The sequence below is a fragment of the Nocardia acidivorans NBRC 108247 genome, from assembly GCF_001625085.1.
GTDB lineage: Bacteria > Actinomycetota > Actinomycetes > Mycobacteriales > Mycobacteriaceae > Nocardia > Nocardia acidivorans.
The window spans coordinates 32,059-48,164 of record NZ_BDAW01000038.1 but is presented as its reverse complement, the minus strand read 5'-3'; the positions used below and the strand labels follow the sequence as shown (position 1 = coordinate 48,164).

Genomic DNA, 16,106 nt, shown 5'->3' with positions numbered 1-16,106 from the left:
CCGGGGCTGAGTTCAGCGGGTCAGAGGACTTTTTCGCCGGCCGCGGCGTAGGCGTTCTCGGTGGCGGCTTTCTGTGGCCGCCACCAGTTCTCGTTATCGCGGTACCACTGGACGGTGGCGGCCAATCCGGTACGGAAATCGGAGTATCGGGGGGTCCAGCCCAGCTCGGTGCGCAGCAGGCTGGAATCGATGGCGTAGCGCAGATCGTGGCCGGGGCGATCGGTGACGTGATCGAAGTCGTCGGCGGGGCGGCCGAACGCCTCGAGAATCAGTTGTACGACGGATTTGTTATCGCGTTCGCCCTGCGCACCGATCAGGTATGTCCGGCCGATTCGCCCGCGCTCCAGAATTTCCCAGACCGCGGAGTTGTGGTCGTCCACGTGGATCCAGTCCCGCACCTGATGTCCGCTGCCGTACAGGCGCGGTCGCACACCGTCGATGAGATTGGTGATCTGGCGTGGAATGAATTTCTCCACATGCTGATACGGGCCATAGTTGTTGCTGCAGTTGGAGATTGTGGCACGTACGCCGAACGAGCGCACCCAGGCCCGCACCAGCATATCGCTCGACGCCTTGCTGGCGGAGTACGGGCTGGACGGGTTGTAGGGCGTGGCCTCGGTGAACGCGCTCGGATCGTCGAGTTCCAGATCGCCGTACACCTCATCGGTGGAGATGTGGTGGTACCGCACCTGGTGTTTGCGCACGGCCTGCAGCAGCGAATAGGTGCCGACGATATTGGTCTGCACGAACGGCCAGGGATCGGCCAGCGAATTGTCGTTGTGTGATTCGGCGGCGAAATGCACCACCGCGTCCACGCCGCCGACCAGCCGTTCCACCAGAGCGGCATCGGCGATGTCGCCGTGCACGAACTCGATTCGATCGGCGATGGGGTCCAGCGAGGACCGATTTCCGGCATAGGTGAGTTTGTCCAGCACGGTCACCTGAACGCCGGGACGGGTGGTCACGGTCTGATGGACGAAGTTCGCGCCGATGAAACCGGCGCCTCCGGTTACGAGCAATCGCACAACGAAAACCCTACGTGGCCTTGGGCGTGCGCGTGCGCCCGGTCTCACGTTTCGTTCCCTACACCGATCGACCGTTTCCATGGAGCGGAATAAGACACGAGAAGGAAACAAATTATCGAACTGAAAGTCGTACGTTCATACGGAAAGTCGCATTTTTGTGGACTCTCCGGGATTTTCGGGTCAGGATCATTCCGGTTTCCCCAGCGAAGGCTGTGACCTTCGCCACAAAGAGACCATCCGGTAACGAACCAGGCGATGGGAAGCACTGCCGAAAACCTTACTTACGCAGCGCATTTCCAGAAGCTGACGAACCGCGCGACCACGGAAGTGAACACAATTTGAACAAACAGTCACGACCGGTTCACCGCGCGTTAGCTGACCTGGATTTCGATTCTCCGTGTCCCCCCGAGCTCTTCCGATGAGGTTCTGAGAAAAAATGCTGATGAGGAAATTCGCCGCCACGTCGGCGCTGCTGATCGCCGCGATGGGCATCACCGCCGGTACCGTCAACGCGGCACCCGCGACGGCCGACGCCGACGTGATTAACTACACCTCCACCAACTCCGAGACCAACACGATCATCCGGACCGATGCCGGTTCCATGGTCGTCGAGGACGGCGTCTTCAAGATCAAGGCTGCCAACGGCACCACGGTCGCCGGTACCGAGCTCAACTTCCGGGTGGATGACTTCCAGTTCCCCATCGCCGCTGAGATCTCCGATCACACCGCGACGCTGACCCCCGAGTTCAGCCTCGACAAGGCCGTCTACAAGCCGGTCGCCCTGCCCTACGAGAACGTTGCTCCCTGGAAGAGCGACTACGACCGTGAGCAGGCCGCCTGGAACCGCCTGAAGGACACCATCTCCATGGGCGCCACCATCGGCACCCTGGTCGGTGGCATCGGTGGCGCGGCCCTGGGCTGCATCGGTGGCGCCGTCGCCGGTGCCGCTCTGACCGGCGCCCTGTCCCTGATGTTCGGCGCTGCCGCCGGTGGTATCGGTGGCTGCATCGCCGGTGCCGCGGCCGTCGGCTTCCTGGGCACCCTGGCCGGCCAGATCTTCGTGACCGCTCCGGTCGCCATCCTGGCCGCGATCCAGTACTTCTCCACCATCAACCAGCCGTCGATCAACCCGGCCCCGGCCAAGTAATTCGACTGCCGCACAAACGAATCCCCCGCCCGGTATCCGGGCGGGGGATTCGTCGTCCGCGGGACCGCTCAGGCGGTCTGCGCGACCTGCGCGGATTCGATTCGGGCGCGGACGAATTGGGCCACATGCGCCAGCGCGGCCCGGCTCTCCGGCATGCTCGGGAAGATGGCCATGAAGGCGTGCACCTGCCCCCGCCAGATCTCCAGGGTGGCCGGTACGCCCGCCTGGGCCAGCCGCTGCGCCATGATCTCGCTGTCCCGGCGCAGCACCTCGTCCTCGGCGACGATGAGCAGTGCGGGCGGCAGACCGGCGAGCGGATTGTTGACCGGGGACAGCTGCGGGTCCAGGTGGCCGTTCACCTCGGCGCCGAGCTTGACCACCGCCTCCAAGGCCGAGAGCGGGATCAGCGGATCGCGCCGGTAGTTCGGGTGCGCGCGCTTCTCGGTGCAGTCCAGATCCAGTGCGGGACACAGCCCGACGAGCCCGGCGGGTACCGGCAGTCCGGTATCGCGGGCGCGCAGCGCGGTCGCGAAGGTCATATAGCCGCCCGCGGAGTCGCCGGCGAAGACGATGCGCGAGGCGGGCACGCCGTGCGCGAGCAGCCAGCGGTACGCGGTCAGGCAGTCCGCGACCGAACCGGCGATATCGGTCCGGGGCAGCTGCCGGTACTCCACGCTCACCACGGGCATACCGGTGCGCCGGGCGATGGCGGCCACCACGGGCCGGTGCGTGTCGAGTCCGCACAGGAAGAAGCCGCCGCCGTGCATGTACATGACGACGCCGTCGCTCATCGAGCTGCGGGTGCCGGCGGGGCGCACGATCTCCATGCGGAAGCCGTTGAGCCGCACCTGTTCCCGTTCGACGCCGCGGGGCGCGGGGCGCAGTCTGGCGAGGGTATTGATGACGCCGCTGACGATCGGCATGGCCCCTTCGCTGAGGGTCATGTACTCCCCGGCGGGCCGAATCGTATTGCGGCAGGCCACTTCGAGGGTGCGCGCGTAGACGCTCACACTGTCGGGATTGATCACCGGAGCATCGGCATGGTCTTTGCGGGTACTCGCCATTGCGCACCTACCTCGTTGTTGGCGCGCCGAGCCGTTCGTCCGGTGACCGGAGGAGGGCTCGGGTACCCGGCGCGGGAGAGTCGGCGCTGACATCTCACATAGCGTCGTTTCAGAACACCATGGGAACGTGACCTACGCAACAGATATCGCCGTAACGGTATGGCCGCAAACGGTTGTGATGGTTTCGCCGCGCAGTCGGAACCTCCCCGCTCTCGTTCGCGACGGAACTGGCAGACTCTCGTGACATGCGTGGAATCATCCTGGCCGGGGGCACCGGGTCGCGTCTGCACCCGATCACGCGCGGGGTGAGCAAACAACTGGTCCCCGTCTACGACAAGCCGATGGTGTACTACCCGCTCTCCACGCTCATGCTGGCGGGTATTCGGGACATCCTGGTCATCACCACGCCCGAGGACATGTCGGCGTTCACCCGCCTGCTCGGTGACGGCAGCCAATTCGGACTCAATCTCAGCTATGTCGTCCAGCCGGAGCCGGACGGGCTGGCCCGCGCCTTCGTGCTGGGCGCGAACCACATCGGCAATGACCCGGCCGCACTCGTCCTGGGCGACAACATCTTCCATGGTCCCGGCCTGGGCACCGACCTGCGCAAGTACGCGCGGGTGGACGGCGGTGCGGTCTTCGCCTACCGGGTCTCGGATCCGACCGCGTACGGCGTGGTCGAATTCGCCGGGGGCAAGGCCATTTCCATCGAGGAGAAACCCAAGGTGCCGCGCTCGAACTACGCGATCCCGGGGCTGTACTTCTACGACAACGACGTGCTGGCCATCGCGCGCGAGCTGAAGCCCTCCGATCGCGGTGAATACGAGATCACCGATATCAATCGCGCCTATCTCGAACAGGGCCGATTGAATGTGGAGGTGCTGCGCCGCGGCACCGCCTGGCTCGATACCGGCACCTTCGATTCGCTGCTGGACGCGGCGAACTACGTCCGTACCATCGAGGAGCGCCAGGGCCTGAAGATCGGGGTACCCGAGGAGGTGGCCTGGCGTATGGGTTTCATCGACGACGAGCAATTGGACGCGGCCGCCCGGCCGCTGGTGCGCTCCGGTTACGGGGCCTACCTGCTGCGCCTGCTGGAACAGGGACGAGACGATTGAGTATGCGGATTCGGGAAATGGCCATTCCGGGCGCCTGGGAATTCACCCCGGCCCTGCATGGTGACGAGCGCGGGGTCTTCGCCGAGACCTTCAAATCCTCGGAGTTCGAGAAGATCGTGGGGCGCTCGTTCGAGCTGCTGCAGGTCAATACCTCGACCTCGGCGGCCGGGGTGCTGCGCGGTATCCACTACACCGAGGATCCGCCGGGCCAGGCCAAGTACGTCACCTGTGTGCGCGGGGCGTTCCTGGATGTGGTGGTGGATCTGCGGGCCGGATCGCCGACCTTCGGGCAGTGGGACAGCGTCGTCATCGACGATGTGGAGCGCAAGTCGGTATTTCTCGCCGAGGGGCTCGGGCACGCTCTGCTCGCACTCGAGGACGATTCGACCGTCATCTACCTGTGCTCGCTGGAGTACTCACCCGAATTCGACCGGGATCTGGACGCTTTCGATCCGGACCTGGGTATCGACTGGCCGGCGGTGGATCGCTACGGCAAGCCGTTGAGCTTCACGCGATCACCCAAGGACGCGGCCGCGCCACGACTGGCTGATCTCAAACTGCCGCACTGATCCGAACCAGGTGGATCCCGGCCCGAATGCATGCCGGGATCACGGGCCGGCTTTGATATGCAACTGGGGCGCACCGTGTAATACGGTGCGCCCCAGCGTCTTTCGGTCGGCCGAGCGTCGCCCGCGTAAGCGGCGGGCGCGGCCCGGCGTGGATTGTCAGCCGACCAGCGCGACCTCCCGCTCCGCTTCGGCGTTCTTGCGGGCCTTGCGCTTGGGCAGGTAGGCCGTGAGGGCTACCAGCGCACCGACAATGGCGACACCGGCGGCGAATTGCAGTCCGGGACGGTAGTTGTCGAGCGCCGCGGCGGGGCTGGTGTCGGTATGCGATCCGGAGGAGATGATCGCGGTGGTCACCGCGAGCACGATGGCCGCACCGACCTGCATGGCGGTCTGGAGCACGCCCGCGGCCAGACCCTGTTCGTCGTCGTCGATACCGCTGGTGGCCTGAATATTGATGGCGGGGAAGCCGACCCAGCCGATGCCGACCAGCAGTACGGCGGGCAGCAGCACCGTCAGGTAGGCGGGGGCGGTGTCGATGCGCAGGTACATCAGGTAGCCGATGGCCATGATCACCATGGTGACCGCGATGATCGGGCCGGTGCCGAAGCGATCGACCAGCCTGTCCGAGACGAACGCGGAGGCGACCACCAGCAGGCCCACCGGCAGCAGCGCCAGCGACAGCTTCAGCGGCGACCAGCCGAGGGTGTCCTGCAGGTACAGCGTGGTGATGAACTGCCAGCTGAAGAAGGATCCCGCCACCGCGATGATGGCCAGGCTGGCCCGCCACAGCGTGGGCTTCTTCAGGATGCCCAGGCGCACCAGGGGGTAGCGCACCCGCTTCTCGACCGCGACGAAACCGGCGAAGAGCGCGGCGACCACGACGAACGAGATGATGGTGCGGGCCGAGGCCCATCCGGCCTCCGGGGCCGAGACCACGGTGTAGACCAGCAGCAGCATGCCCGAGGTGGACAGCAGCGCGCCGAGCAGATCGTGGCCGCCCTCTTCGGCGGGCTCATCCTTGGGCACCAGGTAGAAGGCCGCGATCAGGGCTGCGATGGCGACCGGGAAAGGCAGCAGGAAGGTCCAGCGCCAGCCTAGGCCGGTCATGAGTCCGCCGAAGAGCAGGCCCATGGAGTAGCCGCCCGCGCCGAACACGGTGTAAATGGACAGCGCCTTGTTGCGGGCCGGGCCCTCGGCGAAATTCGTGGTGATGATGGACAGTCCGGTCGGCGCGGTGAAGGCGGCGGCCAGACCCTTGATGAATCGGGTCAGGATCAGCAGTGGACCGGAGCTGACCAGTGCGCCCGCCAGGGAGGCGACGGCGAAGACGGCCAGTGCGATCAGGAAGACCTTGCGACGGCCGAGCAGATCCGCGGTGCGCCCGCCCAGCAGCAGCAGGCCGCCGTAGCCGAGGACGTATCCGCTGACCAGCCACTGCAGGGTGGAGGTGCCGAGGTCGAGTTCGGTGCCGATGGACGGGAGGGCGACGCCGATCATCGACACGTCCAGGCCGTCGAGGAACAGCACGATGCACAGGGTGATGAGCATGCCCCAGAGCCGGAGCGTCCACTGGGTGGAGTCCGCCGCGGTGCTCACCGCGGGGCGTAGGTCTGTGGAAGTCACGAGAGAGGACAGTACATGCACGCACATAAGTTGTCTACACATTAAATGCGGTTGCATGGGTTGCGCGGGCACACTAGGATGGCGGCATGCCGAAGGCGACAAAGACTGTCGACCAGGTCGTTCCCAACGCTCTGGTGGAGCAGTGGCGCGATCTACTGGCCCGGCATGCGACGACCTCCTGCGCCCTCGAGAAGGAATTGCAAGGCCGCCACCATCTCGGGCTCAGCGAATTCGAAACCCTCGACCGACTCATGGACGCCGGTGCCGAGAGCTACAAAATGGCCGATCTGGCCCATGACATCCATTTGAGTCAGAGCGCGCTCTCCCGCGCGGTCGCCCGACTCGAACGCGATGGACTGGTCAGTCGCAGCCTCTGCGAATACGACCGCCGCGCGATCTTCGTCTGCCTCACCGACAAGGGGCGTGAACTACACGCGGAGGCGGCCCCCACGCATCGCGAGGTGCTGGAGCAGTCGCTCAGCCAATAGCCCGCCCCGTCATCCCGGGCATGTTTTTGGCCGGGATCCACTGTGCCGCTGTGGATCCCGGCCGCAGCGCGCCGGGATGACGAGTATTCGGCGCTCCGGGTTGACGGAGGGTTCGCTACACCGTGGCGCGAATGGTCTCGATCATCGGGAGCGCGTCCACCGCGATGGCCGCCGCCGCCGCGAAGGCTTCGCGGTAACGCTCCACATCATGTTCCTTGTCCAGATAGGACGCACCGGTGAGCGCCTCCACGTAGACCACCGGCGGTTCGGTCTGTTCGTTTGCGGCGGAAGGGAATTCGAGCAGCACGAAGCGCCCGGCGTCCATACCGTGGTGATACCCGCAGTCCGCGGGCAGCAGCCGCAGCCGCACATTCGGCAGTTCACCGAATTTGCGCAGCTTGTCCAGCTGTCCGATGGTCACCTCATCGCCGCCGATGCGATGCCACAGCACCGCTTCGGAAATGATCACATCGAGCTGCACCGGCGATTCCTCGCGGGTCAGCAGTGATTGCCGGGCGGTGCGGACCCGCACGCGGCGGTCCATCTGCTCGGCCGAGATACCCGGGTTCGCCCCCGACAGCACCGCGCGCATATACGCCTCGGTCTGCAAAAGCCCTGGCACCAACTCGTTTTCGTAGGTGGTGAGTCGCGCCGCGGCCTCCTCCAACCCGATATAGACCTCGTACCCCTCGTCGATCACATCGCCGTACTCGGTCCACCAGCCCCGCGCCTTGGTTTCCCGGGCCAGGGCGGTGAGCGGTTCGATCGCGTCCTCGGGCGCGCCGTAGATGCGGCACATGGCCTCGACATCGAGGCTGCGCAGTGAGGTTTGTCCGGTTTCGATGCGCCAAATCTTCGCTTCGGACCATTCCAGCCGCTGTGCTGCCACCCGAGTGGTCATCCGGGCGCGATTGCGCAGGTCGCGCAGGTGACGGCCGAGTTGCCGCCGCGGCATGGTGGATCCGGTGATCCCCTGCGGTAATGCCATCCCTCCCCCTTACGAGTCTTGCGCTCGCATTGTTGCACAATTACCTGCGCTGTGACCGCCTCCCGAAGCGCCAGAACTGCACGGCGCGAACGTCTTCCGACAATTGATTGACCGGTTCGGCCACATCCGAGAGCGCCTGGAACAGATCGTCGCCCATCTCGGCGATGTGCTCCACACGGCTTGCCAATCGTGAGGCGTTGAGAACGAACTCGAGCAGCAGGCGCACCACCGCGGCGATGGTGAGCGCCAAGGGAATAGCGAAGAAGATCGCGAATGCCACGCCCAGCCAGGCCGAAACCCGCCACAGCCCTAAGGTTCCCACGATCGGAATCGCGAAAGCGCCTGCCAGGCCCAATAGATAGGCCAGCGGCAGCAGGGTGCGGGTGGCCGCGCGGTGGAACTGCACATCCAGTAGCGCCTTGGCCGCGTCCACACTCCAGGAGCCGAAAGCGCTTGGGCTGGCGAAGGGTTCGACCGGCTCCTGCTCGGCGGCCGTTTCCTGCTCCAGCCTGCGGGTCATCCGCCGGGTCGCGGAATCCTTGAAGGCGGCCCACCGTCCGATCTCGAACTCCTCGACCTCCAGCTCGTCGAGTTCGGCCGTCTTCCCGTTCGATTGGTCGGTCATGCCGCCGATCTCCTCTCCCGCAGATCTTTTCGACCCTGCGAAGTCTCATCGCAATCCCCGCGGCGGGACAGATCGAAACAATGTGTTCTAGAACACTTCCGCGCGCGGACAGTACGAATCGAGGTCGCGCCGCCGATAGCTCTCTTGACGCTGTCTTCGCAGGCAGCGGGCCCCTCCGCCCGTTCTGTCGCTTTTGTGACACAGGCACGGCAGTGCCAGTTACAACGACAAGCCGTCTCTTTTGGAGGGAAAAACCGTGACGGAGGAAAAAGAAGCTGTAACGGAGCGGGCGACTCGTTCCGATACCTCGCACAGAGCAGGACATAGATCTACCGGGGAATGGAGAAACCAGTGCGTACGACGTTTTCGTCTTCCGTTATGGCGGCAGCACTGGCCGCCTCTGCGCAGGAGTACACCGAGCGTGGATGGACGGTCGCCGAAACGGCCAACGGCATCAGCCTGGTCACCGATGAGAACCTGTCGGGCATCGAGGTGACGGGTGAGACCGCCGCCTTCGTCCGCCGCTACCTGCGGGCCAACGACCTGACCGGTCCGGTCATCGAGATCCCGGGCACCGAGCGCCGCGAGATCCACCTGGTCACCGGCCTGCGCAAGGCCGCCATGGCCATCGAGGCGCTGCGCGCGGCGGGTGTCATCGTGCACACCGACGGCGCGGGCATCCCGCTGCCGCCGACCCAGCTGTTCGACGGCTCGGCCTGCTGGGGCGTCGCGCCGCATGAGGCCCGCTGGGTCCCGCCGGTCGTCGCCATCGCCGCGGCGGTCCGCGCGGCGGCCAAAGGCGCCAAGAAGCCGCAGGTGGCCCGTATCGCCTCCTGAAGGGAAGATGCTGCGCCCCAGGCGATAAGCACCTCCTCCAGTGGCTCATAGCTATAACCCGAGAAACCGCGGATGCACCCCGGCATCCGCGGTTTTGCTGTGTCCAATTTGCGTCCGCTTCGCCGCGGCGGTTCGCGGTCCTGGTGACCCCGAACCTTCCCTCCCTCCGCTCCTCCGCTCCAGTCGGTCCAGAACCGGGGCGGGCCGCGAACTTTCGTATTGAGGTGCGGGAGTATCGCTCTGGGACGGCGGTGATGGCCCGATCGCAGAGGCGCTGCCTCATCGAGGACCTTGGCCCGCGCCACGCGGCGATTGTGCACGCCCAGCCGGCGCAGGATGGCCGAGACGTGGTGGTCGACGGTGCGGACGGACGGTACGAGGTATTCGGCGCTCTCGGCATTGGTCGGGTCCGCGCAGCGAGGTCCAGCACATCCTGCTGGCGGCCGGTGAGACCGGGGACCGCGCGGGGTCGCGGCCGGGGCGGGCGGCGGTGCGTCGGGCGGGCGGATGAACAGGCCCGATTCACCGCCGACGCTGAGCACCACCACATCGCCGGTGCGCGCGGCCAGCTCCGCCCAGGCGGCGCGCAGGGCCTCGAGTGCTTGTTCTCGCTCCAAAAACCGCATGTGACAAGCGTGGTCGCGGCGGGGACGGGCGTCTGTCCGCGCCCATCCGCGCGGTGTGTCGCTTATCCGACACCCACACTTGACGCCAAGTTGACGCTTTGCTGTTTCCGTTGTGCGGCCCCGGGGCGATGATGAGGTATGACCCCCGCCACGAATGCCCCGCGGACACTGCCGCGCACCTGCCCGCTCTGCGAGGCGGTGTGCGGGCTGGAGATCACCCTGGACGCTCAGGGCCATGTCACGGCGGTACGCGGTGACAAGGCCGATCCGTTCAGTCGCGGTTTCATCTGTCCCAAGGGCGCGACGCTCGGGCAGCTCGACGAGGATCCGGATCGGCTGACCGCGCCCATGATTCGCGATCGCGCCACCGATACCTGGCGGGCGGCGAGCTGGGCCGAGGCCTTCGGGATCATTCGGGAGCGGATGCCGCAGGTCACCGGCGCGTACGGAAATCAGTCGGCCGGGCTGTATCTGGGCAATCCCAATGCGCACACCCTGGCGGGGGCGCTGTACGTGCCGATCCTGATTCGGGCGCTGGCCACTCGGAACCTGTTCTCCGCCAGCACCGCCGATCAGATGCCCAAGCAGGTGTCCTCGGGGCTCATGTTCGGCGATCCGCTCACCGTGGCGGTGCCGGATCTGGATCGCACCGACTATCTGCTCATGCTGGGCGCGAATCCGCTGGAGTCCAATGGATCGCTGTGCACCGCACCGGATTTCCCGGGCCGATTGAAGGCGCTGCAGCAGCGCGGCGGGAAGTTCGTGGTGGTGGATCCGCGGCGCACCCGCACCGCCAAACTCGCCGACGAGCATCTGTTCGTACGGCCCGGCAGTGACGCGTACCTGCTGTTCGGGATTGTGCGCACCCTGTTCGCGGAGGGCCTGGATACGGTGCGGGTGCCGGTGCGCGGACTCGAGCAAGTGCGCACCGCCGCAGCGCCTTTCACCCCGGAGGTGGTGGCCGCACGCACCGGGGTGCCCGCCGAGACCGTGGTGCGGCTGGCACGCGAGCTCGCCGGTGCGGCCACCGCCGCCGTCTACGCGCGCATCGGTACCTGTACCGCCGAGTTCGGCACGGTGACACAGTGGCTGGTCGATGTGATCAATGTGCTCACCGGGAACCTGGACGCACCCGGCGGGGCCATGTTCGCCAACGGGGCCGCACTCGGCATCGTGCGCACCCGGGCCTTTCGGCTCGGGCGCTGGAACAGCCGGGTGCGCGGCCTGCCCGAGGCCATGGGCGAACTGCCGGTGGCGACGCTCGCGGATGAGATCCTCACCCCCGGTGACGGACGGATTCGCGCCATGGTGACGGTCGCGGGCAATCCGGTGCTGTCCGCGCCGAGCGGGCCGCGGCTGGCCGATGCCTTCGCGAGCCTGGAGTTCATGGTGAGCGTGGACCGCTATCTCAACGAGACCACGCGCTATGCCGATGTGATCCTGCCGCCGCCGCGCATTCTGCAGTCACCGCACTACGATTTCGCGCTGTTGAATTTCGCGGTGCGCAATTACGCGCGCTACTCGCGGCCGCTGCTGCCGCTGGGCGCGGATCAGCTGTCCGAGTCCGAGATCATGGCGCGGCTCGCCCTGGCCATCACCGGGCAGGAGGCGCAGCCGGGGGTGGATCCGCTTGCGGCCGTGGACGAATTCGTGATCGCGGGAACCCTGCACAAGGCCGGGATGGCTGATCGGCGCGGAGATTTGCTGGGCGAGAACAGCACCGAGCAGCGCATCGACCTGATGCTGCGACTCGGGCCCTACGGGGAATGGGCCGCCGAGGGTGGATCCCGGCCACAAGCACGCCGGGATGACGGGGTGGGTACTGCCGCCGAAGTCGGTGCCGCGGAAACAGCCACCGAAATCGGTGCGGCGGATACTGCCGCCGAAGTCGGTGTCGCTGGCGAGGGAACCCGCGGCGGGCTGAATCTGCAAGTGCTGCTGGACAATCCGCACGGGTTGGATCTCGGGCCGTTGCGACCGCGGCTACCGGGGTTGTTGCTGACCGCGTCCGCGCGGGTGGAGTTGGCGCCGGAGGCATTGCTGGCGGATGTGGCGCGGCTGCATGAGCGGCTGGGTGACGACGCACCCGCGATGGTGCTGGTCGGGCGGCGGCAGCTGCGCTCCAACAACAGTTGGCTGCACAATGTTCCGCCGCTGGTGGGCGGGTCGAACCGGTGCACCCTGCATATCCATCCGGACGACTTGAACCGGTTGGGGCTGGACGGGCACGCGGTGGTCAAGTCCGCGGCCGGGGCGCTCACGGTGGAGTTGGAGCCGACCGAGGACATCATGCCGGGCGTGGTGAGCCTGCCCCACGGCTGGGGACACGGCGACTCCGAGCAGACGGTGGCGCGGGCGCACGCGGGCGTGAATGCCAATGCGCTGACCGATGATTCGCTGGTGGACGCACCCTCCGGAAATGCCGTGTTCAACGGTGTCCCGGTGACGCTCACACCCGCCTGAGCGCCGAGCGCGGGCGGTAGCGCCGATATGAGGCGGGCACATTGTGAAACCTGGTGACGGACATGCATATCGGTGATGCGCGAGGCGGGGGACACGGTGACGACGGTCTCGGCACGTGGTGTCCCGCCGGTACGGATCGGGCGGTGGGCGGTGCATGGGGCATTTCCCGCGGCCGGATTATGGCTGCTCGTCACGTATCCGGACCTGAATCACATGTATATGCACGGCGGAATGCACTTCTGGCTGATCCGCGGCGCGGCGGTGCTCTCGCTGGGCGTGGCGATCCTGCCGCTGCGTGCCGCCCGCGTGCACCGGGATATGCGGTTGATCCTGGTTTCGCCGGTGTTCCAATCGAATTCGGGTTTTCTGGGGTGATGAACGCGAACAGGTGCGGCACCGGTGACACCATCGGGATTCCGCGGGTCGCGGGTCCGGGCGCGCTGGAGTGGCCGCTGTTCCGGGTGGGTGTGAACACCGGTCCGGCGATCGTGGGCAATGTGGGCGCGCGCGAGATGCGGAATTTCACCGCCATCGGCGACGCCACCAATCTCGCCGCGCAACCGGAGGGTCTGGCCGAACCGGGCACGGTGGCGGTGGGGCCGCTGATCCGGGAGCGGCTGGGCGATCGGGCGCAGGTGCGCAATCTCGGCGACTTCGATATCAAGGGCAAGAGTCGGCCGGTGACGGTTTATCGGCTGATCGGACCGCGGTGAGGGAGTGATGGCGGAATTCGAACTGCTGGAAGGTCTTTCACCCACCGAGAAGCGGGAGTTCATCGCGGCGTGCACGCCCAGGCGCTTCCGGCGCCGCGATATCGTCTGCCACGAGGGCGATCCCGGTGATTGCGTGCACCTGATCCTGTCCGGGCGGTTCGTCGTGCGGATCACCACGCCGCTGGGGAATTCGGCCACCCTCACCATTCTCGGTCCGGGCGAGATGTTCGGCGAGCAGGCGCTGTTGAGTCCGCAGGCACGGCGCACGGCGACCATCGTGGCGGTCACCGACGGGGAGACGCTCACCCTGAACCGCACGCAACTGGAGCAGTTGCGGCGCGAACATCCGCAGGTGGAGCGGTTTCTCACCACATCCCTCGCGGCACAGGTGCGCCGACTCTCAGCGGCGGTGCTGGAGGCGCTGTACCTGCCGGTGGAGACGCGGGTGCTGCATCGACTGGCGCATCTGGCCGATGTGTACGGGAACGGGGACGGTAAGCCCGCGGTCATCCAACTCACCCAGGAGGACCTGGCCTCCATGGCCGGAACCACGCGCGCCACCGCCAATAAGGTGTTGCGCGCGTTGGAGGATCAGGGCGTGGTGCGGTTGGGGCGGGGCTCGGTGCTGGTGCTCGATCGCGCGCGATTGCCGCGGCGGCGCGCCTGACCATTTCGGCGCTTCGCGCCAAGGCGGGCTGACAGCATCCCGATGGCTATGGGACCAATGGCCCTACCGATTAGTTCCGCTTGGGAGGATCGTCGGACGAGAAGGTTTGTCCCGGCATCAGTCGATCCGCTCCCACCAGCGCGGATCTGCCGGTTCACGCATTCGCCACACCAAAATAGTTAAACCGTATAGGATTTCGGATGGCCGAGCTCCGTGGCCAAGCCTCTTCCATCCGGTATTCAGCTACCACTGGGGGTGCACGATGCCCGGTATCAGAAACGGCAGCGACGGCGAGCGGGAACTACAGGAACGCTACGGGACTCAGGACCGGGCAGAGCGCTTCTACTCCGATCAGGTCCGAAATCGACTGAACCGCCAGATGATCGAATTCATCGGCCGAATGGATATGGCGTTCATCGCCACCGCCGACAAACACGGCGAATGCGACAACAGCTTCCGCGCCGGAAAACCCGGATTCCTGCACGTCATCGACGACCGCACGCTCGCCTATCCCGAATACCGCGGCAACGGCGTGCTGGCCAGCCTGGGAAATATGCTGGAGAACCCGCATATCGGCATCCTGCTCATCGATTTCGTCCAGGACCTCATCGGCCTGCACATCAACGGCACCGCCCGGATAGTCGACGACTCTCTCATGCGCCGCTGCGTCGCGGATCTCCCGCCCGATGTGCGCGGCCGCCAACCCGAACGCTGGGTGGTGGTCGATGTGGAGGAGGCATACATCCACTGCCGCAAACACATCCCGCACCTGGTCCCCGCCCAGCGCGAAACCGTCCAGTGGGGCACCGACAATGTGCGGGCCAAGGGCGGCGACTATTTCCGCACCAGGGCCGAGGCCGAATCCCGCGCCCTCGTCGACTACTGAGTCAGCGCAGGTACGAGGCGCCGTTCGCATCCAGCACGGTCCCCGAACTCCAGATCGCCTCCACCGACGCGAGATAGCGCACCGCGGCGGCGATCTCGTGCGGCTCGGCCACCCGTCCGAACGGGCTCTGCCCCTTCACCGCATCGGTCACCCGCTCCGCCACCCGCTCGGTGGCCACGAATCCGGGGGCCACCGCCGCGACACCGATACCGTAGGGTGCCAGCGCGACCGCGAGTGACTGCGCGAGCGCCTGCACCCCCGCCTTGGTCGCGCCGTAGGCCACATGATCGGGTTCGCCGCGGTACGCCCCGCGTGATCCGATATTCACTATCCGGCCCGGTACTCCACGCTCGATCATGTTCCGCGCCACCAGGAATGACACATTCGCGGTCCCAACCAGGTTCACATCGACGGTCTCGCGCCACACCCGCTGCCAGTCGGCGTAGGAGATCTCCGCCACGGGCTGCGCCAGATTCACCGCGGCATTGTTGACCAGCACATCCACTCCGCCGAGCGCCTCGACGGCGGTCGCCACCACCGCCTGCGCGCCCTCCGGCGTGGCGATATCGCCGCCGATCAGCACGTGGCCCGCGCCGGATAGTGCGGCCAGGGTGCGCTCGGCCTCATCCCGCCGGCGCGAATAGTGCACCGCCACCCGCTCGCCGTCCGCGGCGAACGCGGCCGCGACCGCGCGCCCGATTCCCCGCGAGGCTCCGGTCACCAGTACGCCGCGGCTCATCCCTCGATCACCATGGTGGCCAGACTGCCACGGTCCGCAGCTACTTGATCTTGAAAATGACGGTGCGCTGCACGATGAAGTTGATCACGGTGGCGGTGCCCTGGGCTACGCAGAAGGCCAGCGGCATGCGCCACCAGGTGTGATCGGGAAGCGCGTAGTAGCAGATCTGATTGATGCCGACCTGGATGGCGAAGGTCACCGCGTAGAGGATGACGACCGCGATGAAGCGGCTGCGGCTGGGTTCGGCCTTGAAGGTCCAGCGGCGGTTGATCAGGTAGGCGGTGGTGGTGCCCGCGATGAAACTGATCGACTTCGAGACCGGCAGCGGTAGGCCGAACAGCTGGAAGAGCAGGGTGTAGAGGCCGTAGTCGACGACGGCGGAGAAGCCGCCGGTCAGACCGAAGCGGATGATCTGAGTCTTCAGATCGACGTCCGTACCGCCCGGCTCGTCGACGAGGGGCAGCTCGGGCGGCAGGGGCAGATGGGGTTCCGCGGTCACAAGGCATGAGGGTATCGCCCGGGATGCAG

17 protein-coding genes are annotated in these 16,106 nt (G+C 66.4%); 10 read left to right on the top strand and 7 right to left on the bottom strand.

Going from position 1 to position 16,106, the window contains the following annotated elements; all coding sequences use genetic code 11:
* Positions 1-20: 20 nt before the first annotated feature.
* On the bottom strand, positions 21-1,025 hold the full coding sequence (gene rfbB / locus NA10_RS21365) for a dTDP-glucose 4,6-dehydratase (RefSeq protein ID WP_067570701.1): 1,005 nt from the start codon (positions 1,023-1,025) through the stop codon (positions 21-23).
* Between the two features lie 436 nt (positions 1,026-1,461).
* Here rfbB and NA10_RS21360 point away from each other — a divergent pair, with 436 nt between their 5' ends.
* Positions 1,462-2,172 carry a DUF8020 domain-containing protein gene (locus tag NA10_RS21360; protein WP_067570700.1) on the top strand — a complete coding sequence of 237 codons (711 nt, stop codon included), beginning with the start codon at positions 1,462-1,464 and terminating at the stop codon, positions 2,170-2,172.
* A gap of 68 nt (positions 2,173-2,240) precedes the next feature.
* Here NA10_RS21360 and NA10_RS21355 read toward each other — a convergent pair whose 3' ends face one another.
* Positions 2,241-3,236, bottom strand: coding sequence for an alpha/beta hydrolase (locus NA10_RS21355; RefSeq protein WP_067570699.1), 996 nt, complete (start codon positions 3,234-3,236; stop codon positions 2,241-2,243).
* A gap of 245 nt (positions 3,237-3,481) precedes the next feature.
* Here NA10_RS21355 and rfbA point away from each other — a divergent pair, with 245 nt between their 5' ends.
* Both rfbA and NA10_RS21345 read left to right on the top strand, forming a co-directional pair.
* On the top strand, positions 3,482-4,354 hold the full coding sequence (rfbA, locus tag NA10_RS21350; RefSeq protein WP_067570698.1) for a glucose-1-phosphate thymidylyltransferase RfbA: 873 nt from the start codon (positions 3,482-3,484) through the stop codon (positions 4,352-4,354).
* Positions 4,355-4,356: 2 nt separating this feature from the next.
* Entirely contained in the window at positions 4,357-4,923 is a 567-nt protein-coding gene (locus NA10_RS21345; protein ID WP_067570696.1) for a dTDP-4-dehydrorhamnose 3,5-epimerase family protein, read from the top strand.
* Positions 4,924-5,079: 156 nt separating this feature from the next.
* Here the strand turns inward: NA10_RS21345 and NA10_RS21340 are convergent, their stop codons facing one another.
* Positions 5,080-6,546, bottom strand: a complete 1,467-nt coding sequence (locus NA10_RS21340; RefSeq protein ID WP_067570775.1) for an MFS transporter — start codon at positions 6,544-6,546, stop codon at positions 5,080-5,082.
* 86 nt (positions 6,547-6,632) lie between these two features.
* On the opposite strand from NA10_RS21340, the gene NA10_RS21335 reads away from it, so the two are divergent.
* Positions 6,633-7,034, top strand: a complete 402-nt coding sequence (locus NA10_RS21335; RefSeq protein WP_067570694.1) for a MarR family winged helix-turn-helix transcriptional regulator — start codon at positions 6,633-6,635, stop codon at positions 7,032-7,034.
* 115 nt (positions 7,035-7,149) lie between these two features.
* On the opposite strand, the gene NA10_RS21330 is transcribed toward NA10_RS21335, so the two are convergent.
* Both NA10_RS21330 and NA10_RS21325 read right to left on the bottom strand, forming a co-directional pair.
* A complete protein-coding gene (locus tag NA10_RS21330; RefSeq protein WP_067570692.1) occupies positions 7,150-8,022 on the bottom strand; it encodes a helix-turn-helix domain-containing protein in 873 nt (290 codons plus the stop codon).
* Positions 8,023-8,062: 40 nt separating this feature from the next.
* A complete protein-coding gene (locus NA10_RS21325; protein WP_067570690.1) occupies positions 8,063-8,647 on the bottom strand; it encodes a DUF4282 domain-containing protein in 585 nt (194 codons plus the stop codon).
* A gap of 339 nt (positions 8,648-8,986) precedes the next feature.
* On the opposite strand from NA10_RS21325, the gene NA10_RS21320 reads away from it, so the two are divergent.
* From NA10_RS21320 to NA10_RS21295, 6 genes are all read left to right on the top strand, one after another.
* Positions 8,987-9,484: a hypothetical protein gene (locus NA10_RS21320; RefSeq protein ID WP_174562541.1), complete on the top strand. Its 498-nt coding sequence runs from the start codon at positions 8,987-8,989 to the stop codon at positions 9,482-9,484.
* Between the two features lie 764 nt (positions 9,485-10,248).
* Positions 10,249-12,573, top strand: coding sequence for a molybdopterin-dependent oxidoreductase (locus tag NA10_RS21315; protein ID WP_084515089.1), 2,325 nt, complete (start codon positions 10,249-10,251; stop codon positions 12,571-12,573).
* A gap of 96 nt (positions 12,574-12,669) precedes the next feature.
* Positions 12,670-12,948: a hypothetical protein gene (locus NA10_RS37625; protein ID WP_169812619.1), complete on the top strand. Its 279-nt coding sequence runs from the start codon at positions 12,670-12,672 to the stop codon at positions 12,946-12,948.
* On the top strand, positions 12,948-13,286 hold the full coding sequence (locus NA10_RS37620; RefSeq protein ID WP_067570686.1) for an adenylate/guanylate cyclase domain-containing protein: 339 nt from the start codon (positions 12,948-12,950) through the stop codon (positions 13,284-13,286). The genes NA10_RS37625 and NA10_RS37620 overlap by 1 nt, the downstream gene beginning before the upstream one ends.
* 7 nt (positions 13,287-13,293) lie before the next feature.
* A complete protein-coding gene (locus NA10_RS21300) occupies positions 13,294-13,953 on the top strand; it encodes a Crp/Fnr family transcriptional regulator (RefSeq protein ID WP_067570684.1) in 660 nt (219 codons plus the stop codon).
* A 262-nt stretch (positions 13,954-14,215) separates the two neighbouring features.
* Complete coding sequence (locus NA10_RS21295; protein ID WP_067570682.1) at positions 14,216-14,839, top strand: pyridoxamine 5'-phosphate oxidase family protein; 624 nt, start codon at positions 14,216-14,218, stop codon at positions 14,837-14,839.
* Position 14,840: 1 nt separating this feature from the next.
* On the opposite strand, the gene NA10_RS21290 is transcribed toward NA10_RS21295, so the two are convergent.
* On the bottom strand, positions 14,841-15,578 hold the full coding sequence (locus NA10_RS21290) for an SDR family NAD(P)-dependent oxidoreductase (protein ID WP_067570680.1): 738 nt from the start codon (positions 15,576-15,578) through the stop codon (positions 14,841-14,843).
* Positions 15,579-15,618: 40 nt separating this feature from the next.
* Positions 15,619-16,077: a GtrA family protein gene (locus NA10_RS21285; RefSeq protein ID WP_084515087.1), complete on the bottom strand. Its 459-nt coding sequence runs from the start codon at positions 16,075-16,077 to the stop codon at positions 15,619-15,621.
* Positions 16,078-16,106 lie beyond the last annotated feature (29 nt).

Bases quoted from the DNA above. Each gene is read 5' to 3' on its own strand.
- NA10_RS21345 (WP_067570696.1), top strand. From the start codon at position 4,357: ATGCGGATTCGGGAAATGGCCATTCCGGGCGCCTGGGAATTCACCCCG.
- NA10_RS21355 (WP_067570699.1), bottom strand. From the start codon at position 3,236: ATGGCGAGTACCCGCAAAGACCATGCCGATGCTCCGGTGATCAATCCC.
- NA10_RS21330 (WP_067570692.1), bottom strand. From the start codon at position 8,022: ATGGCATTACCGCAGGGGATCACCGGATCCACCATGCCGCGGCGGCAA.
- NA10_RS21335 (WP_067570694.1), top strand. From the start codon at position 6,633: ATGCCGAAGGCGACAAAGACTGTCGACCAGGTCGTTCCCAACGCTCTG.
- NA10_RS21360 (WP_067570700.1), top strand. From the start codon at position 1,462: ATGCTGATGAGGAAATTCGCCGCCACGTCGGCGCTGCTGATCGCCGCG.
- NA10_RS21300 (WP_067570684.1), top strand. From the start codon at position 13,294: ATGGCGGAATTCGAACTGCTGGAAGGTCTTTCACCCACCGAGAAGCGG.
- NA10_RS21320 (WP_174562541.1), top strand. From the start codon at position 8,987: ATGGAGAAACCAGTGCGTACGACGTTTTCGTCTTCCGTTATGGCGGCA.
- rfbA (WP_067570698.1), top strand. From the start codon at position 3,482: ATGCGTGGAATCATCCTGGCCGGGGGCACCGGGTCGCGTCTGCACCCG.
- NA10_RS21295 (WP_067570682.1), top strand. From the start codon at position 14,216: ATGCCCGGTATCAGAAACGGCAGCGACGGCGAGCGGGAACTACAGGAA.
- NA10_RS21325 (WP_067570690.1), bottom strand. From the start codon at position 8,647: ATGACCGACCAATCGAACGGGAAGACGGCCGAACTCGACGAGCTGGAG.
- NA10_RS21315 (WP_084515089.1), top strand. From the start codon at position 10,249: ATGACCCCCGCCACGAATGCCCCGCGGACACTGCCGCGCACCTGCCCG.
- NA10_RS21290 (WP_067570680.1), bottom strand. From the start codon at position 15,578: ATGAGCCGCGGCGTACTGGTGACCGGAGCCTCGCGGGGAATCGGGCGC.
- NA10_RS37620 (WP_067570686.1), top strand. From the start codon at position 12,948: ATGAACGCGAACAGGTGCGGCACCGGTGACACCATCGGGATTCCGCGG.